Source organism: Microbacterium pollutisoli (assembly GCF_053586795.1).
Map to the genome: position 1 here is coordinate 145,305 of NZ_JBNYWT010000005.1, position 23,419 is coordinate 168,723.

Consider the following 23,419-nt stretch of genomic DNA (forward strand, 5'->3'; position numbering starts at 1 on the left):
ACGATGAGAACATTCTCATCGTAAGGGACTAAGGCGAAGAGACGAGGAGGTGTCGTGGCCGAGAACGAAGCACCCGCGCCGCCGGCGGGGTGGTACCCCACCCCCGAGGGCGGTCAACGCTATTGGGACGGTCATCAATGGACCGACCTACCAGCGCCATCTCCAGGTGTCGGATCGGCCACTCCGCAGAGCACGACCCATCGCGAACGAGCCGCAACGGGCCGCCGACGGACCGGCGTCATCGCCGCGGTCATCGCTGTGACCCTCCTGCTGGCCGGCGGGGGAACGGCGATCGCCCTAAAGCTCAACGCAGACGCCGAGCAAGCCGCAGCAGACCAAGAAGCCGCAGCCTCCAAGAAGGCTGCAGAAGACAAGAAACGTGCGGACGCCAGAGAGCGCGAGGTTCAAGAAGCGCAAAAAAGGGCCGACGAGGTTGAGCGCGAGCGCCGCGCCGATGCCATTGAAGACATCGAAAAGTCCGTAGAGAAGATGGCAAAGGACCACGTGTCCGACGACTTCATTGAAGGTCCGATCATCGACGTGGGATGCGTACCGGTCGACGGCGGGTCGACCGACGACTTGACGGAGACCACGACCGTGTTCCAGTGCTTCGTCGCGAACGAGAAGCACAAGGACGGGACTATGAGCGGGCACTACTACAACGCCACCATGAACTGGAACACTGGCTCGTACACGTACGGCTATGGCCAGCCCTGACTCACCCTGACACGGCACGCCTGAGAAGGTATCTGGCTCTTGATCTGCAGTGGCATGTGCTGCTGCATGCAAGGTCGAATTCGCGCTTTCAAGGTCTAACTCGGGGCCGACCGCGGATGAGTACACGAGATAGACCGAGTTGCGTCCTCGCCGGAGGGTCAGCCGGCTCGCTCATCCATGCGCGCGCACCCCCACGGGATCCGCAGCTGCCCGCCAGTAGCGGACGTCATCGACTATCGCACCGTCGACTTGGTCATAGATCGATATCCACCCCAGCCGCGCCACGCCGACCGACGCGGCGAGGTTCTTCATCGCGCTCGTTGTAGAGACGATGGACCTCCTCCTTAGCGTCTGCGGGGGAAGCCTCCATCCGCAACGGGCGGACTCTGTCGACGAACTCCACCTCACCTGCCCTGCGGAGATAGCACCGGTCGAAGCGCAGCCGCGCGGGCTCCCGTCCTCACCATGAGGAACAGCCTGGCCCCGGGCAGAGACGCCTCCCACTTCACGTCGGCGCGCCACCCGCTTCGACGGCAGAGGATTATCGGACAAAGCGCAGAGGATTACGCTTCTAAAGCCCCCATCAGATCCGCGGAATCACGCGGCAGATCGAGTTCCGCGTACAACCCGCGATTTGTGAAGAGGGAGCACGCTTCGGCGGCTCCTCTTCTCGTACCCGGATGCCGCCCGCTGGTCACCGCGCGGAATCATCCTCCGGGATGATGCGGATGCGCCGGGCGACCGACGCAGCCGCGACCCCGGCATCCCTAGCGTCGAAGCATGACCTCCGCGATCGCTCTGCCTGCCCCCTCATCCGCGTCGAGTGGTTCGGCGGCGGGCGCTGCGGCCCTGTCGATCGCCGGCAGCATCATGGCTCTGCTCGTGGCCGGGCTCGGTCTTCTCACGGCGCCCGTGGCGGCCGTGATCGTGTTCGGCCCGACGCTGTGGGAACTGCTGTGACGCCCGGTCAGCCGCCGGCGGCGATCTCGTCCGCCAATTCGGCGGCGATCTCGTCCTCGAGGTGCAGCCCCGCCTGCGCGGCGCGCTCTCGGAGCAGGTAGCCGATCTGGGTTGCCGTGGCACCGGACAGGTCGGCCCGGGTCTGGGCGATGACGCCGGCGAGCTTCTCGGCGACGCTCGCGTTGTTCTGCGACATCGCGGGCATGCCCTGTTCGCGGGCGCCGCGCAAGGCGTGCTGCGCCTGGCCGACGGTCACCGTCGTGCGCCCGTGGTCCTGACCGTGGTGGTCACCGCCGTGCCCCGGGGCGGGGGCGCCGTGCTCGGGTGCGGGCCGCTCGGCGTCGCCGGGGGCGGCGGGCACCCGCTCACTGGCCCGGTCGACCTCCGGCGCGGCGTCTGCGGGCACCGCGTCTCCGGCCCCGTCGGCGGCCCCGGCGGCCGGATCGACCGCGTCCGGGTCGGTGGGCGACGCGGCATCCGCAGCCGCGGCATCGGGGGCGGTGTCACGGTGCTCGCCGGCATCCGGATAGTTGCCGCCGGGATCGTCGTATGCGTTACCGCCGTCGTCCCCGGCGGGGACGCGGTCGGGCGTGGGGTTGTGGTCCATGCCCCCACTGTCCATCGGGACCGCGCCCGTGTCGAGGGGGTTGACGCCGCGCGCGGGTCGGCCTATCCGGTGCGGCCAGACCGTCACGCCGCGGGGTCGAGCGGCCCGGCCACGCCGTCGCCGACCCGTGGCGAAGGCCGCGGCGCCCGCTCGTCGTAGATCTCGTGCCACTCGCTCTCGAGCGCGTCCTCGAAGTCGTAGTCCTGCGCCATCAGCTCTTCATCGTCCTCCGGATTCGGAGGCCGGTCATCCTGGCTGCGCGTGCTCATCGGTTCTCCTCCTCGTATCGGCCCCGTCGTCGATCCGGGGCAGGTCGCTCACTGCGGGCCCTTCGATCACCTCGCCCGTCGCGGCGAACCGCGAGCCGTGCAGCGGGCAGTCCCACGTGCGCTCGGTCTCGTTCCACCGCACGATGCCGCCCATGTGCGTGCACACGGCGGACACCCGGCACACCCTCCCGTCGACGGTGGACTCGGCGACCGGCTGCACGCCGTCCCGCCCGATGCGGGCACCGTCCCCGGGCGCCGGGCGACCGAGGCCCACCCACCCGCCGATGAGGTGCGCGCCCACCTCGGCGCCGGCCTTCACCGTCGCGGCGGCGCCCTGCAGGCGGGGTCTCCGGCGATACAGGGGCGCGGCCCAGGCCGGCTCGGCGTCGGCCATGCGCCCCGCGATGGCCAGCGCCGCGGCCACCGCCCCGGTCATCCCCCACTTCGCGAACCCGGTCGCCACGTGCACCCGTCCCCCGCCGAACCCGGCGGGCCCGGCCAGCGGTGCACCCGTCGTCGGCCGGTAGTCCTGCGCCGCCCACCAGGTGAACGGCTCCGCCCCGGGGAAATGGGCCGCGACCCAGGCGTGCAGCCCGGTGACGTCGGCCGTGCCCCGGCCGGTGTCGTACCCCGCTCCCCCGACGACGAGCGCCGGCGCACCGTCGGGCGCGGTGGCCATGCGCAGCGAGTGCGAGGTCGGGTCGACGGACAGGTGGATGCCGGTCAGCGGCGCGGGGCCACCGGAATCGGGCAGCCGGTAGGCGGCGACCACCTCGCGGGTGGCGACCAGCCGGGCGAACGCGAGGGTCCGGTCGAGCACGGGCGTGCCGGTGGCCAGCACCAGGTGCTCGGCGCGTACGGTCCCGCGCGTCGTCTCGATCTCGAGCCCGGTGCCGCCGGCGTGGACCTTCTGCACGCGGCAGCGGTCGACCAGGATGCCTCCGCCGGCCCGCACGGCGGCGGCGAGCGCTGCGGTGGCCCGGGCGGGATGCAGCTGCGCCTGATCGTCGAGCGTGAGGGCGGCGCGTACCGGCAGCGGCAGCCCCGGCACGGCGTCGACGTGATGACGCACCGGCCGCTTTGCCGCCGCCATCGCCTTCGCCTCCCGCTGCAGCACGCGCACACCCGCCTCGGTGGTGGCGAACGTGGAGGCGTGCTGGGCCTGCCAGGCGTCCGGCACCTCGGCCAGCTCCTCGCGCAGCCAGCGCTGCGCGGCTTCCGCCGCGTCCAGGTAGGCCCTCGCTGTGGCACGGCCGGCGTGGCTGAGCACCCGGGAAACGGTCGCCCCCTGTAGGAGGCTCACCTTGCCGGTGGTGCCCCCGGTGGTGCGGCCGCCGAACTCCTGCGCCTCGACCACGACGACGAAGCGGCCGTGCCGCACGAGCTCGGTCGCGACCGCGAGTCCGGCGAGGCCGCCACCGGCGACGACGACGTCTGCGCGCGGGGGCAGCGTCCCGTCGGCCGCGATCGCCGGGCCGGTGAGCTGCCACAGCGACGCGGGGGTCATGATGCCCGTAGCGGCGGCCGATGCGGGATCGGGTGCGGCTTGGCGACGCGGGAGCGTTCGCAGTCGAGGAGGACCGCCGCCTCACGCAGGAGGTCGCCGAAGGTCGCGAACACGGCGGTGCCGAGCCCGCGCACCACCCACGTCACGTCGTAGCGCCCGTCGTCGCGCAGCTCGACGTAGGCGAGGACGTTGGCGGCGTCCGACGGCGCTGCCGATCCGTCGCACAGTCGCCAGGAGGTGTCGTCGAGCGGCTCGAGCGTGAGCCGCCCGGGATCATGTGGTCGCATGGGGCTCTCCGCTGTCGTGGGTGGGGCGGAGGACGATCTTGATGCAGCCGTCCTCCTTCTTCTGGAAGGTCCGGTACAGGTCGGGTGCGTCATCGAGAGTGCCGCGATGGGTGACCAGGTCCCGCAGGCCCAGCGGGTCGTCCCGGTCCTCCACGAGCGGAAGGAGGCTGCCGATCCAGCGCTTGACGTTGCATTGGCCCATGCGCAGCGTCAGCTGCTTGTCGAACATGGTGCCCAGCGGGAGGACGTCGGCGTCGCCGGCATAGACACCGCTGAGCGACAGCGTGCCGCCGCGGCGTACCGCGTCGATGGACGCGTACAGCGCCGCCAGGCGGTCGACCGCCGCGTGAGCCATGACGGGTCGGGCGATCGCATCCGGCAGCGCCGCGGCCGTCGACTGCACGGCGTGTGCGGTCGGGCTGCCGTGCGCTTCCATGCCCACCGCATCGACGACGGCGTCTGCGCCGCGCCCCTCGGTACGGTCCGCGACCCAGGACAGCAGGTCCTCCGGGTCCTCGGCCTCGACGCCGTTCCGGCGGGCCATCTCTCGACGCTCGGCGACGGGGTCGACGGCGAGCACGCGGCATCCGTGATGGAGCGCGATCCGCGCGGAGAGCTGGCCGACCGGCCCCAGCCCCATCACCAGCAGCGTGTCCCCTGGCGACGCGTCCGCGTAGCGCACGGCCTGCCATGCCGTGGGCAGGATGTCGCTGAGGAACAGGTAGCGCTCGTCCGGCAGCTGTGAGCCGACCGGGATCGTGTTGTATTCCGCGAGCGGCACGCGGAGGTACTCGGCCTGCCCACCGGGCACCTGGCCGTACAGCTTGGTATAGCCGAACAGCGATGCCCCGCGCCCCTGAGCGGTGTTCTGCGTCGTGGCGCACTGCGACTGCAGTCCGCGCCGGCAATAGAAGCAGTCGCCGCACGCGATGTTGAACGGGATGACGACGCGTTGCCCTACCCGCAGGGTCGTCACGCCCGGCCCCACCTCGGTCACCACACCCATCGACTCGTGGCCGAGGATGTCGCCGCGGTCCATGAAAGGACCGAGGAGCTCATACAGGTGCAGGTCGGAGCCGCACACGGCGGTGGAGGTGACCCGGATGATGGCGTCGCCCGGCTGCTCGATGCGGGGATCGGGCACCTCCATGACCTCGACCTTGCGGCGACCCTGCCAAGTGACGGCTCTCATGGTTCCCTTTCGCGCTGCCGCGACGGTGACGGCACCGGCTCAGCATCGCCCGGAGCGCGCACCGATCCGAGGGCCTTGACAGCCTTGACGTGCTCGGATACGCCGTTCACTCTGCGGCAGGAGCCGCGCCGGTCAGCGCGGGGTCGCGCCGGTGCGGGTCATTCGCCGCTGACGAGCTTGAGCCCGACGATGCAGCCGACCAGCCCCATGATGAGGAGCATCTTGACGAGCGAGAGCTGCTCGTCGCCGGTGATCATCGCGTACACGACGGTGATCGACGCGCCGATGCCCACCCAGACCGCGTACGCGGTACCGGTCGAGATGTCGCGCATCGCGAGGGCGAGCCCACCCATGCTGGCGATCAGCGCGACGCCGAACACGACCGAGGGCCACAGTTTCGTGAAGCCCTCGGACTTGCCCAGGGCCGTCGCCCAGACCGCTTCGAGCACGCCCGAGATGATGAGGATGACCCACGCCATGACTGTTCCTCCTGGCCAGTCTTGTCGCACACCGGGTACTGATCCCTCGTCCGGGGACCCGGTCGGGGTCCGCCACCCACGATAGCCCGCGATTCTGGGCAGTTCCAGGGCACCGCCCCGGCTCGGCTCACGGCGAGACGAAGAACAGCCAATCCAGCAGACCCGGGTTGTGGGCGTGCACGAGCACGGCGAACACGACCGCGTCGAACAGCAGGTGCACGGTCACGACGTAGCCCAGCGACCGGGTGCGCAGGAAGATCACCGCCTGCAGCAGTGCGAAGGGGATGGTGAGCACCGGACCCCAGGCCTGGTAGCCGAGCTCCCACAGGAACGAGACGAACACGATCGCTTGGAGCACGTTGGCGGCGCCGTCGGCGAAGTGCCGGCGCAGCAGCGCGAAGCACGTGCAGATGAAGAACAGCTCGTCCCAGATGCCCACCGCGCCCACCCCGACGAACAGCCGTGCGATGAGGTCGGGCGTGTCGACGACGGGCCAGTTCGCGTAGACGCCGGAGGTGATGAAGTAGAACGGCAGGATCAGCCAGCCCAGCACGAGCACCGCCGCCAGCCACAGCCACTGCCACCGCTTCCACCGGTGCCCGCCGCGCCACGGGAACCCGATCGCGCGGTCGCGGTACATCCACCGCGAGATCACGTACGGCACGACCACGGCGCCACCCAACGCCAGCGTGAACCGCAGCATCGCGGCGTTGTCGAGCTCGGCCTTCAGCTCGATCGCGCTGACGATGAGCAGTCCGCAGGCGATGAGCGACAGGTCGCGGGTCAGCGACGGGGTGGATGCCAGGATGCGGCGCCGCTCGATCGCTGCGGCGCCGGCCAGGCCCGCCGCCAACAGGGCCCAGCCCAGCCACGGCACCATGAGCACGAAGAAGGCCGGTGCGGCCAGGCACACCAGCACCGCGGGGATCGTCGCCACCCCGACCACCGGACGCGCGCCGAGCCGCGCCACTCCCGCACCGGGCATCTCAGGCCCCGTCCCGCGCACGGCGCCGGTAGGCGAGGTCGCGGATCTCCCGACCCTTCGCGATGCCCTTGCGCTCGAACGCGGTCATCACGCGCCCCTCGAACCGCGGCGCCCACTCCCCGTCGAACGCCGGGGCGAAGTCGGCGGCGTCGGCCATCACGTCGCGCATCTGCAGCGCGTAGTCCTCCCAGTCGGTGGCCAGGCGCAGCATGCCGCCGTCCCGCAGGGCGCGGGCCACGAGCGGGGGGAACCCGGGGTCGATCAGGCGCCGCTTGGTGTGCTTCTTCTTGTGCCACGGATCGGGGAAGAAGATCCACACCTCGTCGACCGATCCGGGCGGCAGCAGGTGCTCCAGCACCTCCGGGGCGTTCGCTTCGACCAGGCGCAGGTTGTCGGCGCCGGCCCGCTCGGCGTCGAGCATCGTGCGCGCCAGCCCCGCCCGGAACACCTCGACGGCGAGGAAGTCGGTGCCGGGGGTGGACACCGCCGCGTGCACGATCGCGTGTCCCTGCCCCGATCCGATCTCGACGATGACCGGCGCGGCGCGTCCGTACACGGCGACCGGGTCGATGGCCGTGCCGGGACGGATGCTGGTGGCCGCCGCGTCCCGCTCCACCGGCAGCACGTAGCGCGGTGACAGCCCGGCCCACGCCCGTTCCTGACCGTCGCTCATGCGGCCGCTGCGGCGGACGAAGGAGACGGGCTCGGTTCGGAAGCGCCGCGGCTCGGGTGCGGGTGCGGGTTCGGGCTGCGGCATCCTTTCAGGGTAGTCGGGCCGGCTCCGCGGTGACGAAGTCGATGAGCTCCTCGACCCGGCCCAGCAGAGCGGGGTCGAGGTCGCGGTAGGAGCGCACCGCGCCGAGGATGCGCTGCCAGTTGCGCGCGAGGTCGGCCTGCTCGGCGGCCGGCCACCCCAGCGCGCGGCTGACGCCGGTCTTCCAGTCCACGCCGCGCGGCACCTGCGGCCATGCGGAGATGCCGAGGGCACGCGGCAGCACGCATTCCCACACGTCGACGTGCGGATGGCCGACGATGCGCACGAAGCGCCCGTGCGGCCCGCGTTCGACCGCCTGCGCGATCCGGGTCTCCTTCGAGCCGGGCACCAGGTGGTCCACGAGCACGCCGTACCGGCGCTCGGCCGACGGCGGGTCGCTGCGCAGCAGGTCGTCCAGCAGATCGATGCCCTGCAGGAACTCGACGACGACGCCCTCGGCACGCAGGTCGTCGCCCCACACCTTCTCCACCAGCTCGGCGTCGTGCTTGCCCTCGACGAGGATGCGTGAGGCCCGCGCCACCCGCGCCCGCTGCTGCGGGGCGGCGAACGACCCCGACGCCGTCCGAGCCCGGCCGGTCGGCTGCGTCGGCCGTGGCGCGACGAGTTCGACGCGTTCGCCGTCGATGAGAAAGCCCAGCCCCAGCGGGAACAGGCGCCTACGGCCGACGCGGTCCTCGAGCTCGACGTGGCCCGAGCGCACCGCGGTGACCGCACCGCAGAATCCGTCGTCGTCGACCTCGACCACCAGGTCGGTCTCGGCCTCGACCTTCGGGGTCATCCGCCGCCCGGCATCCCGCCATCCGGATGCGAGCACATCGCGGCCGTATCTGTCGTCCATGGCACCTCCGAAACGGTGAGCCTAATCGCCGTCGCGCTCGGTCGGTCGCCGCCACGCGCACGGGCCGCGACCGGCTGGTGTGCCATGAACGCCGGGGCATAGACTCGCGGTGACGGCTCGTCGCGAAAGGGGACTGTATGCGATCCCGCCTCCTGTTGGCGTTGCTGGCGGCAGTCGCATGGGTGGTGGGTGTTCCCGCCGCCGCGCTGGCGACCGACCCGGTGACGCTGGGTGCGGGCCGCGTGCTGGACGAGGCCGGGGTGCTCAGCAGCTCCGAGGAGACGGCGATCCAATCGCGCTACGAGGCACTGTCGCAGTCGTCGGGCGTCGACCTGTGGGTCGTGTACGTGCCGACCTTCACGAACCCGTCCAGCTCGCAGGAGTGGGCCGACATCGTCGCCGAAGACAACGGGCTCGGGATCCACCAGTACCTGCTGGCCATCTCGACCGAGGGCCGGCAGTACTACCTGTCGGGCGCGCAGGAGGGCCCGGTCACCTGGGACCAGCTCGGCGCCATCGAACAGGACCGCATCGGCCCCGCCGGGCAGAACCTCGACTGGGTCGGCATGGCGATGGCCGCCGCCGACGGACTGGCCGACGCCGTGGGCGACAGCGGCGAGGCGCCGGCGGATCCGGACACCGCACCGGTCTCCCCCGGCGACGACGACGGCGGCTCGTTCCTCCCCGGCCTGATCATCGTGGTGGTGCTGACGGTGGCCGCCGGTGTCGTCGTCTGGCTCATCCTGCGCGCGCGGAAGAAGAGCGTCGGCGGCGCGGCCCCGAAGGCCGGCGAGCTGGCGCAGCTCAGCACCGCCGAACTCGAACGCCGCGCGTCGTCGGCGCTCGTGGCCACCGACGACGCCATCAAGACCAGCGAACAGGAGCTCGGCTTCGCCCGCGCCCAGTTCGGCGACGCGGCCACGGTCGAGTTCGTCGAGGTGCTCGCACAGGCCAAGTCCCGGCTCGACGAGGCCTTCGCCCTGCGGCAGAAGCTCGACGACGACGTGCCCGACACCGAGGCCGACATCCGCGCCGTCCACACGAAGGTGCTCGAGCTGTGCACCGCCGCGAACCAGAGCCTCGACGAGAAGGCGGCCGCTTTCGACGAACTGCGCCAGCTCGAGCAGAACGCCCCCGAGGCGCTCGCCCGCGTTCAGCAGCTGCGCACCACCGTCGGCGCGCAGTCCGACGCCGCCGCCGCGAAACTCGCGAGCCTCACCGGCGTGTACGCCCCCGAGGCGCTCGCGCCCATCGCCGACAACCCCGACCAGGCCCGCCAGCGGCTCGCCTTCGCCGACGCCCAGCTGACCGCGGCGGCCGAGGCCGTCGGCGCCGGGCAGACCGGACCGGCGGCCGTGGGCATCCGCGCCGCGGAGGAAGCCGTCGACCAGGCGCAGCACCTGCAGGACACCGTGTCCGCGCACGCCGACGACCTGGCCGCGGGCGAACGCGAGGCCGCGGCACTCATCGGCGAGATCGACACCGAGATCGCGACCGCCGGCGCCCTGCCCGACCCCGACGGCCGCATCGCCGCCGTCGTGGCGTCGACCCGGCAGCGGGTCGAGGCCGCGAAAGCCCACCTCGGTGCGACCGGGAAACGGCCGCTGACCGCCCTGGAATCGCTGCAGCAGGCCGACCGGGAGATCGACGCGCTGCTGGACGGCATCCGCGACGCACAGGAGAAGCAACGCAAGGCCGCGCAGTCGCTGAGCCACCTGATCGTGCAAGCCCAGGCGCAGGTACGCGCCGCCGAGGAGTACATCACTTCGCGCCGGGGCGCGGTCGGCGCCGACGCCCGCACCCGGCTGGCCGAGGCCGGCGCCTCTCTCGTGCGGGCACAGCAGCTGCAGCACACCGACCCCGTGCAGGCGCTCCCGCACGCGCAACGCGCCAACGACCTCGCCGCGCAGGCCATGCGCGCCGCACAGAGCGACGTCGGCGGGTTCGGCGGCGGGATGCTCGGTGGCGGCGGCCGCTCCGGTGGGGGCGACGTCATGGGCGCCGTGCTCGGCGGCATCGTGATCAACTCGCTGCTGGGCGGCGGTTCGCGCTCCCGCGGCGGCGGCATGTTCGGCGGAGGAGGCGGGTTCGGCGGCTTCGGCGGCGGATCCCGCGGCGGCGGATCCCGCGGCGGCGGGTTCGGCGGCGGTTGCTCCTCGGGCAGCTTCGGCGGTGGCGCCACGCGCGGCCGCCGCGGAGGAGGCCGCTTCTGATGTCCGCTCCCCTCCACCCCACAGGCTCATCCCACGACACTTACCTCTAGAAAGGAACACCGATGGCAAAGCAGTCCATCTTCGGCCGCATCTCGACCCTGGTGAAGGCGAACATCAACGCCCTCCTCGACTCCGCCGAAGACCCGCAGAAGATGCTCGACCAGCTCGTCCGCGACTACACGAACTCGATCGCCGACGCCGAGTCGGCCATCGCCGAGACGATCGGCAACCTGCGTCTGCTCGAGCGCGACCACGAAGAAGACGTCAAGGCTGCGCAGGAGTGGGGCAACAAGGCCCTCGCCGCCAGCCGCAAGGCCGACGAGCTGCGCGCGGCGGGCAACGCCGCCGACGCCGACAAGTTCGACAACCTCGCCAAGATCGCGCTGCAGCGCCAGATCGGCGAGGAGAACGACGCGAAGGCGATCGCGCCGACCATCGCGTCGCAGACCGAGGTCGTCGACAAGCTCAAGGACGGCCTCAACGGCATGAAGCAGAAGCTGGAGCAGCTCAAGGCCAAGCGCAGCGAACTGCTCGCCCGGGCCAAGACCGCCGAGGCGCAGAACAAGGTGCACGACGCCGTCAAGTCGATCGACGTACTCGACCCGACCAGCGAGCTGGGCCGGTTCGAAGACAAGGTGCGCCGCCAGGAGGCCCTCGCCGCCGGCAAGCAGGAGCTGGCCGCCTCGACGCTGGACGCGCAGTTCAACGCCCTCGAGGACATCGGCGAGCTCACGGAGGTCGAGGCGCGGCTGGCCGCGCTCAAGTCGGGTGCCCCGGCGCCCGCGATCGAGCAGTAACACCTCACCGCGCACACGGCGCCGGGCATCACACGATGCTCGGCGCCGTCGCGGCTGTACAGGAGGACCGCATGACCCGATTCCTGGTCGTCCCGCAATGGCAGGGCTCCCCGTCCGCCCGGGCGATGCTGCTGATCGACGGCGCCGAAGCGATCGCCGGGGACCTGCCGCGCGCCGCGTGCACGCGCATCGAGGTGCCCGTCGAGGCCGGTGACGCGCAGCAGACCGGCATCCGCCGGTTCAGCGCCCTCGCCCGCGTGCGCGACGCCGTCCTCGAGGCACTCGCCGCCGGCACCGAGCCGGCACTCATCGTGGGCGGCGACTGCGGCGTCGCCGTGCCGGGCGTGGCGCACGCGGCCACGCGCGAGCCTGAGCTGGCCGTCGTGTGGTTCGACGCCCACGCCGACCTGCACACCGTCGACTCCTCACCCTCGGGCGCGGTGGGCGGCATGGCCCTGCGCGCGGCGACCGGTGACGGCCCCCTGGCCTGCGGTCCCACCCTCGCGCCGGACCGCATCGTGCTGGCCGGGGTCCGCGAGTTCGACCCCGCCGAGCGGGAATGGGTGGATGCCGCCGGCGTCACGGCGCTGCCCGTCTCGGCTCTGGAAGACCCCGATGCCGTGGCCGACGCCGTCGCCGCCACCGGTGCCCGCGCGGTCTACATCCACGTCGATCTGGACGTGCTCGATCCCGCGGCCATGACCGGCGTCGGGCTGCCGGTGCCGTTCGGGGTCCAGCCGGCGGCGCTGACCGCCGCGATCGGTGCCGTCCGGGCCCGGCTGCCGCTGGCCGGCAGCTCGATCTCCGGGTTCGCCCCGGCCTCGGTCGCCGCCGCCGTCGACGACCTCGGCACGATCCTGCGCATCGTCGGGGCGCTGGCGTGACGGCGCGGCCACTCGTCCCCGACTGGCGCGCCCGCGCCGACCGTGCCGTCGAGCGCGGGGAGCGGTGCGACCGGCTGATCCCCGGCATCCTGCTGGACTCGCCGATCAGCCGGCTCGGCTACTGGTGGGGCACGGCGGTCGGCTGGGTGTGGGGCGGCATGTGGTCGACGGGACGGGTGCGCCGCAGCCACGGCCTGTGGGTGTTCACCGGCATGCCGTCGTGGACCTACCGTCGCGGCGGGACGTGCGTCGGCGGATGCTTCCTCACCGGCGACCGGGAACCGTCCGAACCCGTCCTCCGGCACGAGGCCGTCCACGCGCAGCAGTGGCGCCGCTACGGCATGCTCATGCCGATCCTCTATCTGCTGGCCGGGTTCGATCCGATGACCAACCGGTTCGAGATCATGGCCGGCCTCGAAGACGGCGGCTACGTGCGCCGCGGCGCGCGGTGAACCGCGTCAGCGGGCGTCGGCGAGGCGGAACTCAGCCGGGGTGTGCACGGTCGCGGCGTCCAGGTGCAAGTCGCCGGTGAGGTGGTCGAAGATGTCGGCGGTGCCGAGGTAGCCGCCCAGCAGGTGGATGCGGGTCTGGTCCCCCTCCTGGCAGAGCATCTCATCCGCCCAGGCGTTCACCGCTCGTGCCAGCGCCTGCCCGGGGGCGCACGCGCGGCCGGAACCCGGGGCGCCGCTGCGGCGTGAACGGTCGAGCCAGGTCACGATCATGCGGGCCGGCACCGTGACCTCCCCGATCCACTCGGGCCCGGGGACCTCCACGAACACCCGGCCCGTCGAGCACAGCGGCAGCGTGGCCACGAGCGCCTCGAGATCGGCCAGCGAACGCTCGTCGGCGGTGATCAGATGCTGCACGCGCGAGTGCTTCGCCGCCCGGCAGGCGGTGGCGTTGTGCACGGCAGGTGAAGTCATATCGCCTTCACTATACCCCGAATGTAGGGTTGCCTAACCTTGCCCGTCCTATCCGGTGGCCACGAGCACGCGGCGCAGCTCCCGGATCTCGTCGTCGGTCAGCCCGTGGGCGCGCAGATACTCCACCGGCGCGCCGTACTGCGCGTGCAACTCATCGATCAGCCCCCGCATGGCCGGTGCCGGCGAGCGGGTGGCGAGGTCCTCGAGGTGACGCGCGTGCGGGTGCAGGCGCCGCAGGTAGGCCAGCACGGACTCGTTGCGGCGCGCCGGCAGCAGAGCCTCGGTGCGGGCGTAGTCGCCGATCACCGCGTCCTCGTCCACTCCGGCCGCCAGCAGCGTGAGGGCGACCGTCACACCGGTGCGGTCCTTGCCGACCGTGCAGTGCACCAGGACGGGCTGGTCGGCCAGCACCGCCCGGACGACGTCGACGATGCCCGCCGCGGACCCCGCGATGAGGGACTGGTACATCTGCGCGAGCGACAGGTCCTCCTCGAAGAAGGATGCCGCGGAGCCCACGAACAGCGGTATCCGCACGGTCTCGTGTCCGAACCCGTCCAGGCGCGTGGGCTCGAGCGCGATCTCCGCGTCCTCGCGCAGGTCGACGATGCGCCGCAGGCCCAGGGCCCGCAGGGCGTTCCGCCCTCCGGCATCCACCCGGGCGAGGTTGCCCGACCGGAACAGCACACCGCTGCGGGTGCGCGCGTCCCCGGCGGGCAGACCCCCGACATCACGGAAGTTGAGGGCTCCGGTGATCTGCGGGTCGATCATGACGGGTGCGCCGCGTGCTCCCGCCGGCGCGGGGGGACCGGATACTTGCCGGCGATGGTGATGCGGTTGAACGCGTTGATCGACACGAGCAGCCAGCTCAGCGCCACGTACTCCTGCTCGCTGAGGATGCCGCCCACGTGGTCGTAGACCTCGTCGGAGACGCCGTCCTCATGGATGAAGACATAGCTCTCGGCCAGTTCGAGCGCGGCCCGCTCGCGGGCGGTGAAGACGCCCGACTCGCGCCAGACGGCGATCTGCGCGATCTCGTCGGCGGTCAGTCCCGCCTTCACGCCGCGGTCGGCGTGGATGCGCACGCAGTAAGCGCAGCCGTTGAGCTGCGAGGAGTGGATGAGCGCGATCTCCTTGAGCCGGTCGTCGATGCCGGCCTCGGCGGCGAGCGCACCGACCGTCTTGGAGAACGCCTCCAGCGCGTCATAGGCGGGGCGCGCTGATCGGGACAGGTGCACACGTCGTTCGGGGGCCATGCCGACCACCCTATCCGCGGCACCGGCGGCGCCGGCCCGGCCGCGATGGAGCGTCATTGTGACCGGCTGTGTCCGCACGGCCCGCTCCGGGACTCTAGGCTGTTACGCGCACCTGAGTTCGCAGGACGCCATCCGACAGCAACGATGCTCCTGCGCCCGCGAAAGGATTTCCTCACATGATCCGCAGAACCGCACTGGCCGCGGCCGCTCTCCTGGCCGCCGGGGCGCTCGTCCTCACCGCCTGCACCGGCGGGAGCGATCCGGCGCCGGACAGCACCGAGGTGACCGCCGATCCCGACGCCTCGGTCGCCATCCGGCTCGTGCTCGAGCCGGGCAACCTCGACATCCGCGAGACGGCCGGTGCCGCGCTCGATCAGATCCTCATCGACAACATCTACCAGGGACTGGTCTCCCGCACCGCCGATCAGGAGGTCGTCCCGGCGCTGGCGACCGACTACGAGATCTCCCCCGACGGCCTGACCTACACCTTCACCCTGCGAGAGGGGGTCACCTTCCACGACGGTCAGGAGCTCACCCCGCAGGACGTCGTGTGGTCGCTCACCCAGGTGAAGGAGAACCCGGCCTACCGGGACTCGGACCGCCTGGCGAACGTGGAGACGATCACCGCGGACGGCCAGACGATCACGCTGACCCTCAGCGCGCCCGATTCGACGCTGCTGTGGAACCTCACCGGGCGCGCCGGCCTCATCCTCAAGGAGGGCGACACGGTCGACCGGAAGACCGACGCCAACGGCACCGGTCCTTTCGTGTTCGACAGCTGGAAGCAGGGCGACAGCATCACGTTCACGCGCAACGACGACTACTGGGGTGAGACCGCCCAGGTCGCCGAGGTCGTGTTCAGCTACATCCCCAACACCCAGGCGGCCCTCAACGGGGCCCTGGCCGGCGAGCTCGACGTGCTCACCGGCTTCGATGCGAACCTGACCGACCAGCTCGAGGCGAGCGGCGACTTCCAGGTCGTCGTGGGGCCGTCGACCGACAAGGGCACCCTGGCGATGAACCAGACCTCCGGCCCGCTCGCCGACAAGCGGGTGCGCCAGGCGATCCGCCAGGCGATCGACAAGGACGCCATCGTAGAGGCGCTGGGCGCGGGGCAGACCCAGTTCGGTCCGATCCCTTCCCTCGACCCCGGCTACGAGGACCTGTCCGAGGTGGCACCGTTCGACCCGGCCGCCGCGCGCGAGCTGCTGGCCGAGGCCGGCCAGGAGGACCTCGACCTGACGCTGACCATCTCGTCGAGCTACGGCACGACCGTGACGCAGATCCTGGTGTCGAACCTCCACGACGTGGGCATCACTCTGAAAGTGAACAGCGTCGAGTTCGCCACCTGGCTCAACGACGTCTACATCAACCAGGACTACGAACTCAGCTTCGTGCTGCACACGGAGGCCCGCGACTTCGAGAACTGGGCGAACCCGGAGTACTACTTCACGTACGACAACCCCGAGGTGCAGCGCTTGTACGCCGAGTCGGTCGCCGCCACCGATCCGGCCGACGCCGAGGCGCTGCTGGCCGAGGCCGCGCGCATCGTGTCGGAGGACATGGCCGCCGACTGGCTGTACAACGGCGCCTCGGTCGTCGGCGTGGGCACGCACGTGACGGGCATGCCCTCGACCAACGTGAACGAGCGGCTCAACCTCGCCGGCCTCGTCGAAGGCGCTCTGTGAGCCACTGCGCCGATCAGATGCTCGTCCGGGCCCCATCGAACCGTTGAGTCACCGGCGTGATCCGCTACGCGTTGAACCGTCTCGGCCTGCTGATCGCGGGGCTGCTGACGGCGAGCGTGCTCATCTTCGCAACGCTGCGGGTCTTCCCCGGTGACATCGCCCAACTGATCGCCGGCACCAACTCCACGCCGGAGCAGGTGGCGGCCATCAGCGAGCGCCTGGGACTGGACCGGCCGCTGCCGGTGCAGTACCTCGAGTGGATCTCAGGCCTGGTCACCGGCGATCTGGGCGCCTCCCTGCTGACCGGCACCCCGGTGATGGACGAGCTGGTGCAGAAGGCGCAGGTGACCGTCCCGCTGGGGCTCATGTCGATGGCCATCGCGCTGGTGGTCGCCCTGCCGTTCGGGGTGCTGTCGGCGCTGCGGCGGGGCCGCGCCGACGGCACCCTGCTCAGCGTCGGCGCACAGACCCTGGCCGCGGTGCCGGTGGTCTGGGCGGGCATGATGCTCGTGGTCGTGTTCGCGGTGTGGCTGGGATGGCTGCCGGCGCAGGGCTTCCCCCGCGGCGGGTGGACCGACCCGGCCCGCGCGTTCCAGTCGCTGCTGCTGCCGGCACTCACCATCGGCATCGTCGAAGGCGCGATGCTCATGCGGTTCGTGCGCTCGGCGACGCTGCAGGCGGTCGGCCAGGACTACGTGCGCACCGCGGCGGCGAAGGGCCTCACCCGCACCCGTGCGCTCGTGCGGCACGGACTGCCCGCGGTCGGCCTGTCGATCATCACGGTGCTGGGCCTGCAGGTGGCCGGCATCATCGTCGGCGCCGTCGTCATCGAGGAGCTGTTCGGACTTCCCGGAATCGGGCGCATGCTGGTCGCCGACGTCGGCAACCGCGACCTCGTCAAGGTGCAGAGCGAACTGCTGGTGCTCACGGGCATGGTGCTGCTCATCGGCTTCCTCGTCGACCTGTTCCACCGGATCGTCGATCCCCGGCAGCGGGAGGCGGAATGAATCTCGCGTGGCTGCGACGGCTGTGGTCGCTGACCACCGGCCGAGTGGGGCTGATCATCGTGCTGACCGTGGGCGCGGTGGCCTTCGTGTCGCTGTTCTGGCTGCCGTTCGACCCCCGCACCGTCGACATCGCCGCGCGCTGGCAGCCGCCCTCCTGGCCGCACCTGATGGGCACCGACGGGTCGGGACGCGACATCCTCAGCCTCATCATGGCCGGGGCACGCACCACGGTGTGGGTCGCGCTGGGCGCGGGCCTGGTGGCCACGGTCATCGGCATCCTGCTGGCGGCCCTGGGGGCGCTCACCGCCCGGTGGATGCGGGAGACGACCGCCGTGCTGGTGGACATCCTCATCGCCTTCCCGGTGCTCATCATCGCGATGATGATCTCCACCGTCGCGGGCGGTTCGCTGTGGGTGGTCATCCTGTCGGTCGGCATCGGCTTCGGCGTGAACGTCGCCCGGGTGACCCGCCCGGAGCTGCGTCGCGTGCTGCACAGCGACTTCGTCACGGCGGGCCGTGCGTCGGGCCTGACGGCGTGGCAGAACCTCTGGCGCCACCTGTTCCCCAACGTCGCCCCCGTGTTCATTGTGCAGCTGTCGTGGGGCATGGCGGTGGCCGTGCTGGCCGAGGCCGGCCTGAGCTTCCTCGGCTTCGGCGCCCCGGTCACCGAGCCGTCCTGGGGGGTGCTGCTCAGTGAGCTGCAGGCGTACATCACGGTGCATCCGGTCTCGGTGGTCTGGCCGGGACTGGCCATCACCCTCACGGTGCTCGGCCTGAACCTGCTCGGTGATGCGCTGCGCGAGGCGACCGACCCGACCCTGGCCCGCAGACGCGACGACGAGGTGCAGATGCCGGAGGTGGTGGCATGAGCCTTCAGGTGCGTGACCTGTCCATCACGATCGGCGGGCGCCGGGTCGTCGAGGACGTCACCTTCGATGTGCCCGACGGCGCCCGGGTGGGTCTGATCGGCGAGTCCGGCTCCGGCAAGTCGCTGACCGCGCTGGCCGTGCTGGGGCTCCTCCCCGACGGCGCCACCGCCACCGGCAGCATCCGCTGGAACGGTCAGGAGCTGATCGGCCTGCCCGACCGCGAGCTGGCGCAGCTGCGCGGCGACGAGATCGGCATCGTCTTCCAGGAGCCGCGCACCGCCCTGAACCCGATCCGCACCGTCGGCCGCCAGATCGGCGAGTCGCTGCGCATCCACGAGGGTCTCGGCCGCCGGGCTTGTCTGGCCCGCGCCGTCGACGAAGCCGCGCGCGTGCACCTGCCCGACCCCGCGCAGATCGTGCGGCGCTACCCGCACCAGCTGTCGGGCGGCCAGCGGCAGCGGGTCGCGATCGCCATGGCGCTCGCGTGCCGTCCGCGGCTGCTCATCGCCGACGAGCCCACGACCGCCCTGGATGTGACCATCCAGGCCGAGATCCTCGAGCTGCTGCGGCACCTGGTGGCCGACGACGGCATGTCGCTCGTGTTCATCACCCACGACCTGGCGGTGCTGTCGCAGATCGTCACCCACGCCGTCGTGCTCGAAGACGGCCGCGTCGTCGAGCAGGGGCCCATCGCGACGCTGCTGTCCGAGCCCGCCTCGCCGGTGACCCAGGGCCTGCTGCGCGATGCCACGGCGACGCTGTGGCGCCCGGGAGGTGTGGATTGAGCATCCCCGACACCCCGCTGATCCGCGGCCGCGGCCTCACCCGCCGGTTCCGCGCGCCGCGCACGAAGCCGTTCGAGCCGCGCCGGTTCACCACGGCGCTCGACGACGCCGACATCGACGTGCGGGAGGACTCGTCGGTGGGCATCATCGGCGAGTCCGGGTCGGGCAAGTCGACCCTGGTGCGCCTGCTGCTGGGGCTGGACACCCCGACGGCCGGCACCGTCGAGGTCGACGGCCGCCGGGTCGACCCCACCGCCCGGGCCCGATCGCTGCACTGGCTGCGCCGCATCACCGGCATGGTGTTCCAGGACCCCTACGCCTCGCTCGACCCGCGCATGGACGTGGGCCGCATCGTGGCCGAGCCGCTGTGGGCGCTGGGCATCCCCGGCGACCGCCGCGCGCGGGTGCGCGAGGTGCTGACCGCCGTCGGCCTCGAGCCGGAGATGGCGGCCCGCTTCCCCCACGAGTTCTCCGGCGGACAGCGGCAACGGATCGCCATCGCCCGGGCGATCGTGCACCGGCCCCGGGTGCTGGTCGGCGACGAGCCACTGTCGGCCCTGGACGTCACCGTCCGCGCGCAGATCCTCGACCTGCTGCGCACGCTGCGCGAGAGCGAGCGGATGTCGCTCGTGCTGGTCTCGCACGACATCGGCATCGTGCAGAACCTGTGCGACGAGGTGATCGTGATGAAGGACGGCAAGGTCGTCGAGGAGGGACCGACCGAGAAGGTGCTGCTGTCGCCGCAGGTCGCCTACACCCGGCGCCTGCTGGCTTCCATCCCGGTCATCGACCCGCACGGCCCGGGCGTCGGCGGCCCCCGCTAACCTGACGGCTATGCGCGCGATCGTCCCCGAGTACCTGCTGGCGCGACTCGCGGCCGCGCAGCAGCCGCACCTGGCCCGCGCCGCGCAGGCCGCGCGCGCCACCCTCGCCGCCCCGCGCGACTACCGACCCGAGCGGGCGCGCCTCGACCTGTCCGTCGACGGCGGCACGCTCGTGGTCGAGGCCACACCGGCACCCGACCGCGTCATCTCCGACTCCCAGGGGCGCGAGCGGCTGCCGGGGGTGCGCGTGCGCGGCGAAGACGACCCGCCCACCGGCGACCCCGACGCGGATCAGGCGTTCGACGGCCTGGGCGCCGCGTTCGACCTCCTCTTGGACGCGTTCGCGCGCGTGTCGATCGACGGTGCCGGCGGCACCCTGTCGGCCACCGTGCACTACGGCGAGGACTACGACAACGCATTCTGGAACGGCGAGCGCATGGTGTTCGGCGACGGCGACGGGGAGGTGTTCACGGGCTTCACCCAGTCGCTCACCGTCATCGGCCACGAACTGGCGCACGGCGTCATCGAGCACGCCGGCGGGCTCGTGTACCGGGGGCAGTCGGGCGCCCTCAACGAGTCGATCGCCGACGTGCTCGGCGCCCTGACCGAACAGCACCACCTCGGCCAGACCGCGCACGAGGCGTCGTGGCTCATCGGCGCGGGCCTGTTCACCGACGCCGTCACCGGCGTCGCGCTGCGGTCGATGAGCGCGCCGGGCACCGCCTACGACGACGACGTGCTGGGGCGCGACCCGCAGCCCGGCCACATGCGCGACTACGTCGACACGACCGCCGACAACGGCGGTGTGCACATCAACTCCGGCATCCCCAACCGCGCGTTCCACCTCGTCGCCACCGCGCTCGGCGGGCACGCGTGGGAGCGCGCCGGCCGCATCTGGTATCTGACTCTGACCGGTGGCCTGCTCACGCCGCAGACCGACTTCGCCGGGTTCGCGGCGGCGACGCAGCAGGTGGCGGCGGCGGAGTACGGTGAGGACTCGGAGGAAGCCGCCGCCGTGCGCGCCGCGTGGGCCGGCGTCGGCGTGACCGACGATGACCAGACCCCCTGACCCCACCCCGGAGCCCGGCCTTCCCGCGCTGACGGTGACTGTCATACGCTCGGGCGGCTTCGCCGGGCGGATGCGACGCTGGCACGTCGAGGCGGATGCCGGAGACGCCGACCGATGGGTCGCCCTCATCGAGAAGTGCCCGTGGGACCGGTGCCCGCAGGCCGCCCCCGCCGGGCCCGACCGGTTCACCTGGGAGGTCGCCGTCGACGGCGCACGGCAGCATCATGCCGAGCTGCCCGAGCAGCACGTCGCCGGCCCGTGGCGGACGCTCATCGACGCCGTGCGCGACGCGGACGCGTCAGCGGCGCCGCCCGAACCATGACCGTCGGGGGCGCTTCAACGACTTCTGCAGGTACACCGTGCCCAGCCAGCGCCCGAACTTGAAGCCGACCCGGCCCATGCGCCCGACCTCGACGAACCCCAGCCGCTTGTGCAGGGCGATGGACGCGTCCGCGCCCTTGTCGCTGACGACGGCGACGATCTGACGGATCCCCCGCTGCTCGCACGCCGCGATCAGCGCCTCCAGCAGGGCACGGCCGAGCCCTTTGCCGGTCGCGGCCTGACCGAGGTAGATCGAGCTCTCCACCGTGTACCGGTAGCCGGAGGTGCCGGTCCAGGGCGAGACGAGCGCGTAGCCCAGCACCTGCCCGGATGCGGAGACGGCGACCAGGAACGGCATGTCGAGCTTGTGCAGGTGGTCGAACTTGTCGAACCACTGCGCGTGCGTCCACCGGCGCTCGTCGAAGGTGACGACCGAGTTGGTGACGTAGTGGTTGTAGATCTCGCGGATCTGGGGCACGTCGGTGCGGACGGCCGGACGGATCTCGTACGCGAACGGCGTCTCCGGAGCCGGAACGCGCCGCAGGTGGCGGGGCAGTCGCCGGCGGCCGCGATCCTCTCCTTCGAGCATGGGATCAGCCTAAAGGCGGGATGCGCCAGTCCACCGGCGCGGCCTCGAGACCGTGCAGCAGCTCGTTGGCCCGGGAGAACGGCCGAGAGCCGAAGAACCCGCGGTGCGCCGACAGCGGCGACGGATGCGGCGACTCGATCACGGGGGTGCCGCCCAGCAGCGGCTTCAGGCCCGCGGCATCCCGCCCCCACAGGATCGCCACCAGCGGTCGCTGGCGGGCCACGAGGGTGCGAATCGCATGGTCGGTCACCTTCTCCCACCCCCAGCCGCGGTGGGATGCCGGGGCGCCCGGCGCGACGGTGAGCACGCGGTTGAGGAGCATGACCCCCTGATCGCTCCACGCCGACAGGTCGCCGTGCCCGGCCCGGGCGATGCCGAGGTCGCTCTCGAGCTCCTGGTAGATGTTGGCGAGGCTGCGCGGCAGCGGCCGCACATGCGCGTCGACGGCGAACGACAGCCCGATGGGGTGCCCGGGGGTCGGGTACGGATCCTGTCCCACGATGAGCACCTTCACGGCATCCAGCGGTCGCGCGAAGGCGCGCAGCACCCGATCACCGGCCGGCAGATAGCCGCGACCGGCCGCCGTCTCGGCGCGCAGCCGCTCCCCGAGGGCGGCGATGTCGTCGGCGACCGGCGCCAACGCGGCCGCCCACTGCGGGTCGATCAGTCCGCTCCGACCGAGCTCGGCGAGGGTCTGCGCCACGGGCCGGGTCAGCGGTCGGCGAGCGCGCTGCGCAGCGGACCGCGGGCCAGCAGGTGCTGCGCCGACTGGGCCACCGGACGCATCGTGATCAGGTCGAGGTTGACGTGCCCCGGAGTGCCCAGCGCATACGCGATGACGTCGGCGACGTCTTCGGCGGTCAGCGGGTTCTGCACGCCTTCGTACACGCGCTCGGCCGCGACCTTGTCACCGGCGAGCCGGTTGAGCGTGAACTCCTCGGTGTGCACCATGCCGGGGGCGACCTCGACGACGCGGATCGGCTCGCCGTTCAGCTCGAGCCGCAGAGCCCGGGCCACCATCGACTCCCCCGCCTTGGCCGCGTTGTAGCCGGCCCCGCCGGGGTACGCGGTCTGGGCCGCCGTCGAGGTGACGAACACGGTGTCCGCGTGCCCGGTCTGGTCGGCGCCGACCCGCAGCAGCGGCAGCAGCGCCGCCGTCACCAGCTGCGCCGACAGCACGTTGACTTCGAACATCCAGCGCCAGTCGTCGGGGTCGCCGTCTTCGACCCGATCGGTGCCGCGCGCCCCGCCGGCGACGTGCACGAGCGCGTGCAGCGGGCCCGAGTCGGCCACGTGCCGGGCGAGCGCGTCGACGTCCGCCTGCTGCGTGAGGTCGGCGGCGAACGACTCCGAGCCGACCTCGGCGTCCAGCGCCGCCAGCCGGTCTGCACGGCGGGCGACGCCCACGACGTCCCATCCGGCGGCCCGCAGCGCGCGGACCACCGCCTCACCGATTCCGGAACTGGCTCCGGTCACCACTGCACGTCTGGTCATGGCTCCCACGGTACCCAGCCGGTGGCCGTTACCGCATGTCGGCGGCGCGCGAGTCGCCCGCGCCGAAAGTTACGCAACATTTCCCGG

General features: G+C 71.8%; 29 protein-coding genes and 1 riboswitch. Of the genes, 13 read left to right on the top strand and 16 right to left on the bottom strand.

Annotation, left to right across the window (positions count from 1 at the left end; all coding sequences use genetic code 11):
- Positions 1–54: 54 nt before the first annotated feature.
- Complete coding sequence (locus ACQ143_RS12240; RefSeq protein WP_449570977.1) at positions 55–717, top strand: DUF2510 domain-containing protein; 663 nt, start codon at positions 55–57, stop codon at positions 715–717.
- A gap of 171 nt (positions 718–888) precedes the next feature.
- Here ACQ143_RS12240 and ACQ143_RS12245 read toward each other — a convergent pair whose 3' ends face one another.
- Positions 889–1,029: a hypothetical protein gene (locus ACQ143_RS12245; protein WP_449570978.1), complete on the bottom strand. Its 141-nt coding sequence runs from the start codon at positions 1,027–1,029 to the stop codon at positions 889–891.
- 468 nt (positions 1,030–1,497) lie between these two features.
- Between ACQ143_RS12245 and ACQ143_RS12250 the strand changes: the two genes are divergently transcribed.
- A complete protein-coding gene (locus ACQ143_RS12250; protein ID WP_449570979.1) occupies positions 1,498–1,677 on the top strand; it encodes a hypothetical protein in 180 nt (59 codons plus the stop codon).
- A gap of 7 nt (positions 1,678–1,684) precedes the next feature.
- On the opposite strand, the gene ACQ143_RS12255 is transcribed toward ACQ143_RS12250, so the two are convergent.
- The 9 genes from ACQ143_RS12255 to ACQ143_RS12295 form a co-directional block, all read right to left on the bottom strand.
- Positions 1,685–2,284, bottom strand: a complete 600-nt coding sequence (locus tag ACQ143_RS12255; protein ID WP_449570980.1) for a hypothetical protein — start codon at positions 2,282–2,284, stop codon at positions 1,685–1,687.
- Between the two features lie 83 nt (positions 2,285–2,367).
- Entirely contained in the window at positions 2,368–2,553 is a 186-nt protein-coding gene (locus ACQ143_RS12260) for a hypothetical protein (protein ID WP_449570981.1), read from the bottom strand.
- A complete protein-coding gene (locus ACQ143_RS12265) occupies positions 2,531–4,060 on the bottom strand; it encodes an FAD-dependent oxidoreductase (RefSeq protein WP_449570982.1) in 1,530 nt (509 codons plus the stop codon). The genes ACQ143_RS12260 and ACQ143_RS12265 overlap by 23 nt, the downstream gene beginning before the upstream one ends.
- Positions 4,057–4,347 carry a hypothetical protein gene (locus ACQ143_RS12270; protein WP_449570983.1) on the bottom strand — a complete coding sequence of 97 codons (291 nt, stop codon included), beginning with the start codon at positions 4,345–4,347 and terminating at the stop codon, positions 4,057–4,059. The genes ACQ143_RS12265 and ACQ143_RS12270 overlap by 4 nt, the downstream gene beginning before the upstream one ends.
- Entirely contained in the window at positions 4,334–5,539 is a 1,206-nt protein-coding gene (locus tag ACQ143_RS12275; RefSeq protein WP_449570984.1) for an alcohol dehydrogenase catalytic domain-containing protein, read from the bottom strand. Before ACQ143_RS12275 ends, ACQ143_RS12270 begins: the two co-directional genes overlap by 14 nt.
- A gap of 158 nt (positions 5,540–5,697) precedes the next feature.
- Positions 5,698–6,018 carry a DMT family transporter gene (locus ACQ143_RS12280; RefSeq protein ID WP_449570985.1) on the bottom strand — a complete coding sequence of 107 codons (321 nt, stop codon included), beginning with the start codon at positions 6,016–6,018 and terminating at the stop codon, positions 5,698–5,700.
- 10 nt (positions 6,019–6,028) lie between these two features.
- Positions 6,029–6,093: riboswitch (guanidine-III (ykkC-III) riboswitch) on the bottom strand.
- A gap of 52 nt (positions 6,094–6,145) precedes the next feature.
- Positions 6,146–7,003 carry a CPBP family intramembrane glutamic endopeptidase gene (locus tag ACQ143_RS12285; protein ID WP_449570986.1) on the bottom strand — a complete coding sequence of 286 codons (858 nt, stop codon included), beginning with the start codon at positions 7,001–7,003 and terminating at the stop codon, positions 6,146–6,148.
- A gap of 1 nt (position 7,004) precedes the next feature.
- Positions 7,005–7,760: a tRNA (guanosine(46)-N7)-methyltransferase TrmB gene (gene trmB / locus ACQ143_RS12290; RefSeq protein WP_449570987.1), complete on the bottom strand. Its 756-nt coding sequence runs from the start codon at positions 7,758–7,760 to the stop codon at positions 7,005–7,007.
- Between the two features lie 4 nt (positions 7,761–7,764).
- Positions 7,765–8,616: a DUF3097 family protein gene (locus ACQ143_RS12295; RefSeq protein ID WP_449570988.1), complete on the bottom strand. Its 852-nt coding sequence runs from the start codon at positions 8,614–8,616 to the stop codon at positions 7,765–7,767.
- A 137-nt stretch (positions 8,617–8,753) separates the two neighbouring features.
- Here ACQ143_RS12295 and ACQ143_RS12300 point away from each other — a divergent pair, with 137 nt between their 5' ends.
- The 4 genes from ACQ143_RS12300 (at position 8,754) to ACQ143_RS12315 (ending at position 12,962) form a co-directional block, all read left to right on the top strand.
- The gene (locus ACQ143_RS12300; protein WP_449570989.1) at positions 8,754–10,829 is read left to right on the top strand and encodes a TPM domain-containing protein; all 2,076 of its coding nucleotides are present in this window, start codon (positions 8,754–8,756) and stop codon (positions 10,827–10,829) included.
- 62 nt (positions 10,830–10,891) lie between these two features.
- The gene (locus tag ACQ143_RS12305; protein WP_449570990.1) at positions 10,892–11,626 is read left to right on the top strand and encodes a PspA/IM30 family protein; all 735 of its coding nucleotides are present in this window, start codon (positions 10,892–10,894) and stop codon (positions 11,624–11,626) included.
- Between the two features lie 71 nt (positions 11,627–11,697).
- On the top strand, positions 11,698–12,510 hold the full coding sequence (locus ACQ143_RS12310; RefSeq protein WP_449570991.1) for an arginase family protein: 813 nt from the start codon (positions 11,698–11,700) through the stop codon (positions 12,508–12,510).
- A complete protein-coding gene (locus ACQ143_RS12315; protein ID WP_449570992.1) occupies positions 12,507–12,962 on the top strand; it encodes a Fe-S oxidoreductase in 456 nt (151 codons plus the stop codon). The genes ACQ143_RS12310 and ACQ143_RS12315 overlap by 4 nt, the downstream gene beginning before the upstream one ends.
- 6 nt (positions 12,963–12,968) lie before the next feature.
- Here the strand turns inward: ACQ143_RS12315 and ACQ143_RS12320 are convergent, their stop codons facing one another.
- Genes ACQ143_RS12320 through ACQ143_RS12330 form a run of 3 tightly spaced genes read right to left on the bottom strand, consistent with a single transcriptional unit; the run spans position 12,969 to position 14,686 of the window.
- A complete protein-coding gene (locus ACQ143_RS12320; protein ID WP_449570993.1) occupies positions 12,969–13,433 on the bottom strand; it encodes an SIP domain-containing protein in 465 nt (154 codons plus the stop codon).
- Positions 13,434–13,481: 48 nt separating this feature from the next.
- On the bottom strand, positions 13,482–14,201 hold the full coding sequence (locus ACQ143_RS12325; protein WP_449570994.1) for a tyrosine-protein phosphatase: 720 nt from the start codon (positions 14,199–14,201) through the stop codon (positions 13,482–13,484).
- Positions 14,198–14,686, bottom strand: coding sequence for a carboxymuconolactone decarboxylase family protein (locus ACQ143_RS12330; RefSeq protein ID WP_449570995.1), 489 nt, complete (start codon positions 14,684–14,686; stop codon positions 14,198–14,200). Before ACQ143_RS12330 ends, ACQ143_RS12325 begins: the two co-directional genes overlap by 4 nt.
- Before the next feature lie 176 nt (positions 14,687–14,862).
- On the opposite strand from ACQ143_RS12330, the gene ACQ143_RS12335 reads away from it, so the two are divergent.
- The 7 genes from ACQ143_RS12335 to ACQ143_RS12365 are packed head-to-tail and all read left to right on the top strand — an operon-like array spanning position 14,863 to position 21,250.
- Positions 14,863–16,374, top strand: coding sequence for an ABC transporter substrate-binding protein (locus ACQ143_RS12335; RefSeq protein ID WP_449570996.1), 1,512 nt, complete (start codon positions 14,863–14,865; stop codon positions 16,372–16,374).
- Positions 16,375–16,430: 56 nt separating this feature from the next.
- Positions 16,431–17,381, top strand: coding sequence for an ABC transporter permease (locus ACQ143_RS12340; protein WP_449570997.1), 951 nt, complete (start codon positions 16,431–16,433; stop codon positions 17,379–17,381).
- Entirely contained in the window at positions 17,378–18,250 is an 873-nt protein-coding gene (locus tag ACQ143_RS12345) for an ABC transporter permease (RefSeq protein ID WP_449570998.1), read from the top strand. The genes ACQ143_RS12340 and ACQ143_RS12345 overlap by 4 nt, the downstream gene beginning before the upstream one ends.
- Positions 18,247–19,035 carry an ATP-binding cassette domain-containing protein gene (locus ACQ143_RS12350; RefSeq protein ID WP_449570999.1) on the top strand — a complete coding sequence of 263 codons (789 nt, stop codon included), beginning with the start codon at positions 18,247–18,249 and terminating at the stop codon, positions 19,033–19,035. Before ACQ143_RS12345 ends, ACQ143_RS12350 begins: the two co-directional genes overlap by 4 nt.
- Positions 19,032–19,859 (top strand): ABC transporter ATP-binding protein, encoded by an 828-nt coding sequence (locus tag ACQ143_RS12355; RefSeq protein ID WP_449571000.1) that lies wholly within the window; start codon positions 19,032–19,034, stop codon positions 19,857–19,859. The genes ACQ143_RS12350 and ACQ143_RS12355 overlap by 4 nt, the downstream gene beginning before the upstream one ends.
- Positions 19,860–19,869: 10 nt before the next feature.
- Positions 19,870–20,928, top strand: coding sequence for a M4 family metallopeptidase (locus ACQ143_RS12360; protein WP_449571001.1), 1,059 nt, complete (start codon positions 19,870–19,872; stop codon positions 20,926–20,928).
- A complete protein-coding gene (locus tag ACQ143_RS12365) occupies positions 20,912–21,250 on the top strand; it encodes a protealysin inhibitor emfourin (RefSeq protein WP_449571002.1) in 339 nt (112 codons plus the stop codon). The genes ACQ143_RS12360 and ACQ143_RS12365 overlap by 17 nt, the downstream gene beginning before the upstream one ends.
- Here ACQ143_RS12365 and ACQ143_RS12370 read toward each other — a convergent pair.
- From ACQ143_RS12370 to ACQ143_RS12380, 3 genes are read right to left on the bottom strand one after another with little or no spacing between them, the layout of a single operon-like run.
- Positions 21,227–21,838: an N-acetyltransferase family protein gene (locus ACQ143_RS12370; RefSeq protein WP_449571003.1), complete on the bottom strand. Its 612-nt coding sequence runs from the start codon at positions 21,836–21,838 to the stop codon at positions 21,227–21,229. The two genes, ACQ143_RS12365 and ACQ143_RS12370, sit on opposite strands and share 24 nt — an antisense overlap.
- A 4-nt stretch (positions 21,839–21,842) precedes the next feature.
- Positions 21,843–22,541, bottom strand: a complete 699-nt coding sequence (locus ACQ143_RS12375) for a uracil-DNA glycosylase (protein ID WP_449571004.1) — start codon at positions 22,539–22,541, stop codon at positions 21,843–21,845.
- Positions 22,542–22,549: 8 nt separating this feature from the next.
- Positions 22,550–23,332: an SDR family oxidoreductase gene (locus ACQ143_RS12380; protein ID WP_449571005.1), complete on the bottom strand. Its 783-nt coding sequence runs from the start codon at positions 23,330–23,332 to the stop codon at positions 22,550–22,552.
- Positions 23,333–23,419 lie beyond the last annotated feature (87 nt).